Source organism: Polaromonas sp., from assembly GCF_041689105.1.
GTDB lineage: Bacteria > Pseudomonadota > Gammaproteobacteria > Burkholderiales > Burkholderiaceae_C > Polaromonas.
Genome location: NZ_JBDNGU010000182.1, coordinates 1 through 5922 on the forward strand (window position 1 = coordinate 1; position 5922 = coordinate 5922).

5 protein-coding genes are annotated in these 5922 nt (G+C 60.8%); all 5 read right to left on the reverse strand.

Annotated elements, in window-relative coordinates:
• Positions 1-385: 385 nt before the first annotated feature.
• Positions 386-1534: a molecular chaperone DnaJ gene (gene dnaJ, locus ACESMT_RS18285; protein WP_372828021.1), complete on the reverse strand. Its 1149-nt coding sequence runs from the start codon at positions 1532-1534 to the stop codon at positions 386-388.
• 113 nt (positions 1535-1647) lie between these two features.
• The gene (dnaK, locus tag ACESMT_RS18290) at positions 1648-3585 is read right to left on the reverse strand and encodes a molecular chaperone DnaK (protein ID WP_372828022.1); all 1938 of its coding nucleotides are present in this window, start codon (positions 3583-3585) and stop codon (positions 1648-1650) included.
• 136 nt (positions 3586-3721) lie between these two features.
• Complete coding sequence (gene grpE, locus ACESMT_RS18295) at positions 3722-4282, reverse strand: nucleotide exchange factor GrpE (protein ID WP_372828023.1); 561 nt, start codon at positions 4280-4282, stop codon at positions 3722-3724.
• A gap of 273 nt (positions 4283-4555) precedes the next feature.
• Entirely contained in the window at positions 4556-4882 is a 327-nt protein-coding gene (locus ACESMT_RS18300; protein WP_372828024.1) for a winged helix-turn-helix transcriptional regulator, read from the reverse strand.
• A gap of 238 nt (positions 4883-5120) precedes the next feature.
• A complete protein-coding gene (locus tag ACESMT_RS18305; protein ID WP_372828025.1) occupies positions 5121-5579 on the reverse strand; it encodes a MarR family winged helix-turn-helix transcriptional regulator in 459 nt (152 codons plus the stop codon).
• Between the last annotated feature and the right edge of the window lie 343 nt (positions 5580-5922).

Genomic DNA, 5922 nt, shown 5'->3' on the forward strand with positions numbered 1-5922 from the left:
AGAGGTGCGCCGGATTTCCAGGCGACGGCTGCTTTTGTTTTCATGGGAGGGCTGGTGCTGAAGTGATGGGAGACAAAGCACTATAAGCCAGCGCCCGGTCAGCCGCGGCCACCGCGCTGCATGTCCTGCGGCGGGCGGTGTGTCATTGTGAGAATGACTGCGTGGGGCCCTGTCCAGAACGGAGTTATCAATAAAAAATGCCTCCAGCCCTTTATGGACGGTCTCCAGCAGCTATTAATATAATAGCAAACGGCGTAGGCGTGGGGGGATGATTTCGCCGAAGCCAGGCTATAGATGCTCGGATTCTTTCGGATCGCACTGCGAAAACAGGGCAAAAAAATGCCGGACTGAATCCGGCATGGGGCGGCTACGTGGTGCGTCAATGTCAGGGCGCGAAGAAGCTCTTGAGCTTGTCCGTCCAGGTTTCCTCGGTTGGCGAATGTTTGGGGCCACCCTTCTTGAGCGAGTCTTCAAGCTCCTTGAACAACTTGCGCTGGTGTTCGGTCAGCTTGACCGGTGTTTCCACCGTGATGTGGCAGTACAGGTCGCCAGGGTAGCTGGAGCGCACGCCTTTGATGCCCTTGCCGCGCAGTCGGAACTGCTTGCCGGTCTGGGTGCCGTCGGGGATGTCGATGGCGGCCTTGCCGGCCAGCGTTGGCACCTCGATCTCGCCGCCGAGTGCCGCCGCCGCCATGCTGATGGGCACCACGCAGTGCAGATCGTCGCCATCGCGCTCGAAGATGTCGTGCTTTTTCAGGCGGATCTCGATGTACAGATCGCCGGGCGGGCCGCCATTGGTGCCTGGTTCACCGTTGCCAGTGGAGCGGATGCGCATGCCGTCGTCGATGCCGGCCGGAATCTTGACTTCCAGGGTCTTGTTGCTTTTGGTTTTGCCGACGCCGTGGCAGGTGACGCAGGGCTCGGGGATCAGCTTGCCGGTACCCTTGCACTGCGGGCAGGTCTGCTGCACGCTGAAGAAGCCCTGGCGCATCTGCACCACACCGTGGCCGTGGCAGGTGGTGCAGGTCACCACCTTTGTACCGGGCTTGGCGCCGCTGCCGCGGCAGGTGCCACAGTCGTCCCAACTCGGAATGCGTATCTGTGCGTCCTTGCCGGTGGCCGCTTCCTCAAGCGTAACTTCCATCGCGTAGCTGAGGTCGCCGCCGCGATAGACCTGGCGGCCGCCGCGCTGGCCGGCGCGACCGGCTTGCTGCGCGCCGAAAACGTCGCCGAAGATGTCGCCAAAAGCTTCTGCAAAGCCGCCAAATCCTTCCGCGCCGGGGCCACCGCTGCGGTTCGGGTCCACGCCGGCGTGGCCGTACTGGTCATAAGCCGCGCGTTTCTGACCGTCCGACAGCATCTCGTAGGCTTCTTTGGCTTCCTTGAATTTCTCCTCGGCTGCCTTGCTGGAGTCGCCCTGGTTGCGGTCAGGGTGGTGCTTCATCGCCAGCTTGCGATAGGCTTTCTTGATGTCTTCATCGCTGGCGTTTTTGGGGACGCCCAGCGTGTCGTAGTAGTCTTTTTTAATAGCCATGGAAATTGCGTGTTCTGTGGAAAAAGTTCCGGCACCCCGGATGCGCCAAAGCGGAATACGGAGAAAACCCCCGATTCCGCTTTGCCGCCTCAGGGCAATCCATCAAAAAAGGATCAGCCTTTTTTGACTTCCTTGACTTCGGCGTCCACCACATTGTCGTCGGCAGCCGGTTTGGCTGCCGCTTCTGCTGCACCGCCCTCGCCCCCGGCCTGGGCCGCCTGCGAAGCCTGCATATCGGCGTACATTTTTTCACCGAGCTTCTGGCTGGCATCCATCAGCGCGGCGTTTTTCGCGTCGATGGCATCCTTGCTGTCGCCTTGGAGCGCTTCTTCCATGTCCTTGATGGCGGTCTCGATTTTTTCCTTTTCGCCGGCGTCAAGCTTGTCGCCGTATTCCGTCAGCGATTTCTTCACGCTGTGAACCATGGCTTCGGCATTGTTCTTGGCGGTCACAAACTCGACTTTTTTCTTGTCGTCGGCTGCGTTGAGCTCGGCGTCCTTGACCATTTGCTGGATTTCAGCTTCAGACAGGCCCGAGTTCGCCTTGATGGTGATCTTGTTTTCCTTGCCGGTACCCTTGTCCTTGGCGCCTACGTGCAGGATGCCGTTGGCGTCAATGTCAAACGACACTTCAATCTGCGGCGTGCCGCGAGCCGACGGCGGAATGCCTTCGAGGTTGAACTCACCCAGCGCCTTGTTGCCCGAAGCGATTTCGCGTTCGCCCTGGAAGACCTTGATGGTCACTGCCGGCTGGTTGTCCTCGGCGGTCGAGAAGGTCTGCGCGAACTTGGTCGGGATGGTCGTGTTTTTCTTGATCATCTTGGTCATCACACCGCCCATGGTTTCAATGCCCAGGGACAGCGGCGTCACGTCGAGCAGCAGCACGTCGGTGCGATCGCCCGAGAGCACTTGGCCCTGGATCGCCGCGCCAACGGCCACGGCCTCGTCGGGGTTCACGTCCTTGCGCGGTTCCTTGCCAAAAAACTCCTTGACCTTGTCCTGCACCTTGGGCATGCGGGTCTGGCCGCCGACCAGGATCACGTCATGAATGTCGGAGGTGGCGACGCCAGCGTCGTTGACGGCCACGCGGCAGGGGGCAATCGTGCGCTCGACCAGCTCCTCGACGAGCTGCTCCAGCTTGGAGCGCGTCATCTTGATGTTCAGGTGTTTCGGGCCTGAGGCGTCAGCCGTGATGTAAGGCAGGTTGATGTCGGTCTGCGCGCTGGAGGACAGCTCGATCTTGGCCTTTTCTGCGGCTTCCTTGAGGCGTTGCAATGCCAGCACGTCCTTGCCCAGGTCCACGCCCTGATCTTTCTTGAACTCGGCAATGATGTAGTCGATGATGCGTTGGTCGAAGTCTTCTCCGCCCAGGAAGGTGTCGCCGTTGGTGGACAGCACTTCGAACTGCTTTTCGCCATCCACATCGGCAATCTCGATGATGGAGATGTCGAAGGTGCCGCCGCCCAGGTCATACACCGAGATCTTGCGGTCGCCTTTTTCCTGCTTGTCCATGCCGAAGGCCAGCGCCGCAGCGGTGGGCTCGTTGATGATGCGCTTGACGTCCAGGCCGGCAATGCGGCCTGCGTCTTTGGTGGCCTGGCGCTGCGCGTCGTTGAAATAGGCCGGCACGGTAATCACGGCTTCAGTGACCGGCTCGCCGAGGTAGTCTTCGGCGGTTTTTTTCATCTTGCGCAGGATGTCGGCGCTGACCTGCTGGGGCGACATCTTCTTGCCATGCACTTCGACCCAGGCGTCGCCATTGTCGGCGGCCACGATCTTGTAGGGCATCAGGTCGATGTCCTTCTGGACTTCTTTTTCGGCGAACTTGCGGCCGATCAGGCGCTTGACCGCGTACAGCGTGTTTTTGGGGTTGGTCACGGCCTGGCGCTTGGCCGAGGCGCCGACCAGCACTTCACCGTTTTCAAGGTAGGCCACGACCGAGGGGGTGGTGCGCGCGCCTTCCGAGTTTTCGATGACGCGCGGGACATTGCCCTCCATCACAGCGACGCAGCTGTTGGTGGTGCCAAGATCGATGCCGATGATTCTGCCCATGATTTACTCCTAGATTTTCTTGGTTGACTGTTTGAATACGGGGTGGCTGAGGATTTCAGCCGCTGGTCGCCAGACCATGTTGATGAATTGTGGATAACTTTCGATGTTTCAAGTGCGACATCGTGAATCGGGCCATTTATTTGGGGGCTGCCACGGTGACCAGCGCAGGCCGCAGCACGCGGTCGGCGATCAGGTAGCCTTTTTGAAGTACGCCGACCACGGTGTTGACCTCCTGATCGGCGGGCACCATGCTGATGGCCTGATGCTGGTGGGGATCGAATCTCGCGCCGGTCTCAGGGTTGATCTCGACCACCTTGTTGCGCTCCAGTGCGGCTTTGAGCTGTTTGAGCGTGGCCTCAGTGCCTTCGCGAAGCTGCGCGGCGCTGGCGTCGGTCTGCTGCAGCCCGGCTTCCAGGCTGTCGGTGACGGGCAGCAGGCTGTCGGCAAAACTTTCCAGGGCGAACTTGCGTGCCTTGGCGACTTCGTCGTCGGCGCGGCGGCGGGCGTTTTCAGTCTCGGCCTTGGCGCGCAGGTAACTGTCGGCCAGTTCGGTGTTCTTGGCTTGCAGCACAGCCACTTCAGCCTGGGCTGCGCTCAGCGCGTCGGTCTCGTTGGCGGCTTGGGCGGCTTCCAGCTCTTCCGGGCTGGGATGGCCAGTCAGGTCTTGATTTTGATCGGAATGGGTGTTGTCTGGCATGGTCGAATACAGTTCTTCAGAAGGACAAGTTGGCTAGCTGGGGGCAGCAAAGCCCTTTTCAAGACAAGGGATTGTGCCCCGGCACAGAGTGCCGCGCGCTTCGGCGGCGCCTCTCCGGGCGGGCGCCAGATGCTATGAAACAAGGAGCGGACTGCGCAGGCCGGAAAAGGGCTGGAGCAGGTTTTTATACGCAACAAAAAAGCCGCAGCCAGGGCGCGCAGCCACCAATGAAAAGACAGGCGCGCGGCCTGTCATTTGCGGGATGCGGAAAGCCTACTTTTTCTTGACCGTGCCGGCCGACTTGACCTGGCTGGTGGCCCATTTGGCGGCGAACGCCTGCATGTCATTAAGGCGCTTGAGCAGGTCGGCGCCCATGGCTGTCACGGTGTAGCCATCGCTGCCGTGGCCCATCAGTCCAGCGGCGCGCAATTCCTTGATACGGGTGTTCAGGGTGTTGGGCGTGATGCTGCCAATGCTGTCCTGCAGCAGCCGGAAAGTCTGCGGGTGACCGTCTTTGAGCGCCCACAAAACGCGCAATGCGTAACGCGCTTCAAGCAGTTCAAACAGCTGGCCGACAGCGGCATTTTCTTTGGCACTCATGGGGGACATCTCCTGGTCATGTTTTTGTCACAGTTAATCGGTAAGCACGCGCTTCAAGCGGAATATAACGGAAATTGTCGACTGCTACTAGTTTTATAGCTGCCCGCGCCCGCAGGGTGTAGCTCCGGAGCCAAAAACACTTGAAAAGTAGAGCGAGATGGGGTAGGCCGCGAACTTGCCACCAGTCGACCCGGGCGCACGCAGCCCGCATGGCCAGTGGTCCCAACAGATAAACCTGCTAAACCTGCAGGTAGACCTTCTGCAGCAGGCGGATCAGGGTTTTTCGCTCTGCCGCGGTCAGCCGCGCGGTGGCGTCCAGCTCAAGCGCCTGCGCAGTGCGCTCCGCGTCGCGCATCAGTTTCTGGCCGACTGGAGTCAGATGCAGACCAACGGCGCGACCGTCGCGCGGGTGCGGCTTGCGAACGATCAGTTCGCGCTGCTCCAGCGCATTGATCATGGCCACCAGGTTGGGCGGCTGGATGCCGAGCGCGGCGCAAAGCTGGCGCGAGGTGATGCCCGGGTTATGGGTGATCAGCGAGATCACCGAAAAATCAACCTGCCGCATGCCGTAAACCGCCATGCGTTTGACGAAAATCTCGATCACTGCGATGGCCGCGCGGCTGGCGTTGTAGCCGACCAGGCCTTCGAGGTAGGTGGTATCGACTGTTTCGACGGCTGTGGGGAGTTTTTCTGGCATGGTGCAAGCGCGCTGGTGTGTCAGTGGCAACTGTAGCTGGCCGCGTTTTAGCAGTCGCCGCCGCCGTGGTAGCGTGTGACCTGCGGGCGTGGGCACTGCAGGCGGGTGCCGGCGGCGATCCAGCCTGCGCGCACCGCCACGACCGCGCCGCCAGCAAGGGGCTTCACGACGAGGTATTCCGGATCAGGACATGCCGGTGAAGCCGAGGTGCTTGACCAGCGGACCCCAGCGGAAATACGCGTCGCGCTGGCTCTTGTCCATCTCGCGCACGGTGGAGCCTGCGGGCACCAGGCCAAAGGTGCCCAGGCTGCTGATGACCGTTGGATTTTTCAGCGCCGCGTTG

Bases quoted from the DNA above. Each gene is read 5' to 3' on its own strand.
- dnaJ (WP_372828021.1), bottom strand. From the start codon at position 1,534: ATGGCTATTAAAAAAGACTACTACGACACGCTGGGCGTCCCCAAAAAC.
- dnaK (WP_372828022.1), bottom strand. From the start codon at position 3,585: ATGGGCAGAATCATCGGCATCGATCTTGGCACCACCAACAGCTGCGTC.
- grpE (WP_372828023.1), bottom strand. From the start codon at position 4,282: ATGCCAGACAACACCCATTCCGATCAAAATCAAGACCTGACTGGCCAT.
- ACESMT_RS18300 (WP_372828024.1), bottom strand. From the start codon at position 4,882: ATGAGTGCCAAAGAAAATGCCGCTGTCGGCCAGCTGTTTGAACTGCTT.
- ACESMT_RS18305 (WP_372828025.1), bottom strand. From the start codon at position 5,579: ATGCCAGAAAAACTCCCCACAGCCGTCGAAACAGTCGATACCACCTAC.